Annotated in this window: 3 protein-coding genes; all 3 read left to right on the top strand. The window is 35.0% G+C overall.

All coding sequences use genetic code 11. From position 1 onward, the window contains the following. Nucleotides 1–746: MetQ/NlpA family lipoprotein (locus A9G37_RS08310; RefSeq protein ID WP_065575221.1), on the top strand; the 746-nt coding region annotated here is incomplete at its 5' end. A gap of 122 nt (nucleotides 747–868) precedes the next feature. Next, on the top strand, nucleotides 869–1,636 hold the full coding sequence (gene tsaA, locus A9G37_RS08305; RefSeq protein WP_081297702.1) for a tRNA (N6-threonylcarbamoyladenosine(37)-N6)-methyltransferase TrmO: 768 nt from the start codon (nucleotides 869–871) through the stop codon (nucleotides 1,634–1,636). 42 nt (nucleotides 1,637–1,678) lie between these two features. After that, the coding region (locus tag A9G37_RS08300) for a helix-turn-helix domain-containing protein (RefSeq protein WP_065575219.1) at nucleotides 1,679–2,024 on the top strand (346 nt) is incomplete at its 3' end.

Here is a 2,024-nt window from a genome sequence, read left to right as displayed (position 1 = left end):
AAGAAGTTGCTGAAGTAGTTAAACAACAAGCAAAAGATCTTTATAATCTAGATGTTGAACTAGTTATTTTTAACGATTACGTAACCCCAAATCAAGCATTAAATGATGGTCTAATTGATGTAAATGCTTTCCAACATAAACCTTATTTAGATGAACAAATGAAAGAACGTGGCTATAAATTAGCTGTAGTAGGTAATTCATTTGTTTATCCTATTGCAAGCTATTCTCATAAACTAAAACCAATTGATGAATCAATAGAAACAGGCGAAGGTGTAAAAGTCACTTCACCACGCGGTGAAGCATTTTTCATTCCAGCTAACTCAACGATTGCTATTCCTAATGACCCTACAAACTTAGGACGAGCATTACTATTATTACAACATGAAGGGATGATTACTGTTGATAAATCTAAAGGTTTACTACCAACTGTACTTGATATTACCAGTAACCCTTATAACTACAATATTTTAGAACTCGAAGCCCCAATGTTACCTCGTTCATTGGATGATGCCCAAGTTGATCTTGCAATCATCAATAACGCATTTGCAGGACAAGCAAACTTAACACCAAGTAAAGATGGTATTTTTGTTGAAGATAAAGAATCACCATATGTTAACATTATTGTTTCGCGTGAAGTGGATAAAGATAATGAAAATGTGAAAAATTTTGTTAAAGCATACCAAACCGAAGCTGTTGCACAAAAAGCTGACCAAATTTTTAATGGTGGAGCTATTCGCGGTTGGTAACAATTTATAAATAAATATTAGACTAATATTAAATCCGCCGATCTTTGTATCGATCGGCGGAAATAGAGATAATAATAAAATGACTTAACAAAACTGCTACTCATAAATAAAATTATCGACCAATAATGACATATCAAATTGAACCAATCGGCATTATCCGCTCACCGTATAGTGAAAAATTTGCTGTACCAAGACAACCCAATCTAGTTAGTGCAGGACAAGGGGAACTTTATTTATTAGCACCTTATAATGACCCTATCAGTGTAAAAGGATTAGAACAATTTTCACATTTATGGTTATTATTCCTATTTCACCATGTTGCTCCTGAAAAATGGAGATTAACCGTTCGCCCTCCTCGTTTAGGTGGTAATAAAACAATAGGGGTGTTTGCTACACGATCGCCGTTTAGACCTAATCATATTGGGCTTTCAGCAGTAGAGTTAAAAGATATCATCATAGAAAATAAGCAAGTAGTCTTAAAATTAGGAAGTCTTGACTTAGTCGATGGTACACCAATTATTGATATCAAGCCTTATCTCCCTTATTCCGATAGTCACTCAGAAGCACTTGCAGGATACGCACAATCTACTCCTGAAAAAAAAATAACAGTAGAGTTCTCACAAAAAGCACGATTATCTTTGGATTTACAAAAACAAAGTTATCCTCAACTCGCCGAATTAATTACACAAGTAATATCCCAAGATCCAAGACCAGCCTATAAACAAAAAAACATTAATGAACAAGCATACGGATTTACACTTTACCATTTTAATATTAAATGGAGAATCGTAAATCAACACGCCATTGTTGAAGATATTTATGTAGGAAGCCTGGATTCAAACATGAAGTGCAATTTTAAACACGGTGGAGTGAAGAAAGTAGAAAGGTGATTTATACTAGCACCTTCGCACCACCACAGTTTGGAGATTGCTATGTATTATAATCACCTTTCTAGGAAGGAAAGATACCAAATTTTCGTATTATTACAAGCCGGAAAGAATAAAAAAGAGATAGCCCAGCTACTCAATAGACATCCTTCGACAATAAGTCGAGAGATAAAAAGAAACTCAAAACCTAATCAAGCCTATCAAGCACATGATGCGGTAACCCTAGCTAGGAAAAGGCGAAAAAACAGCGGTAATGGTAAGCCAATAGAGTCTTCGGTATGGCGCCAAGTTGAAAAATACCTCATGCTTTATTACAGCCCAGAGCAGATTGCTGCACGTTTAAAGAAAGTCAGCGTCCAATCAATCTATAACTATCTTTATCAAAATAAAG

Source organism: Gilliamella sp. GillExp13 (assembly GCF_001690815.1).
GTDB lineage: Bacteria > Pseudomonadota > Gammaproteobacteria > Enterobacterales > Orbaceae > Gilliamella > Gilliamella bombi.
The sequence above is the reverse complement of the archived record's forward strand: the minus strand, read 5'-3'. Positions and strand labels throughout refer to the sequence as shown.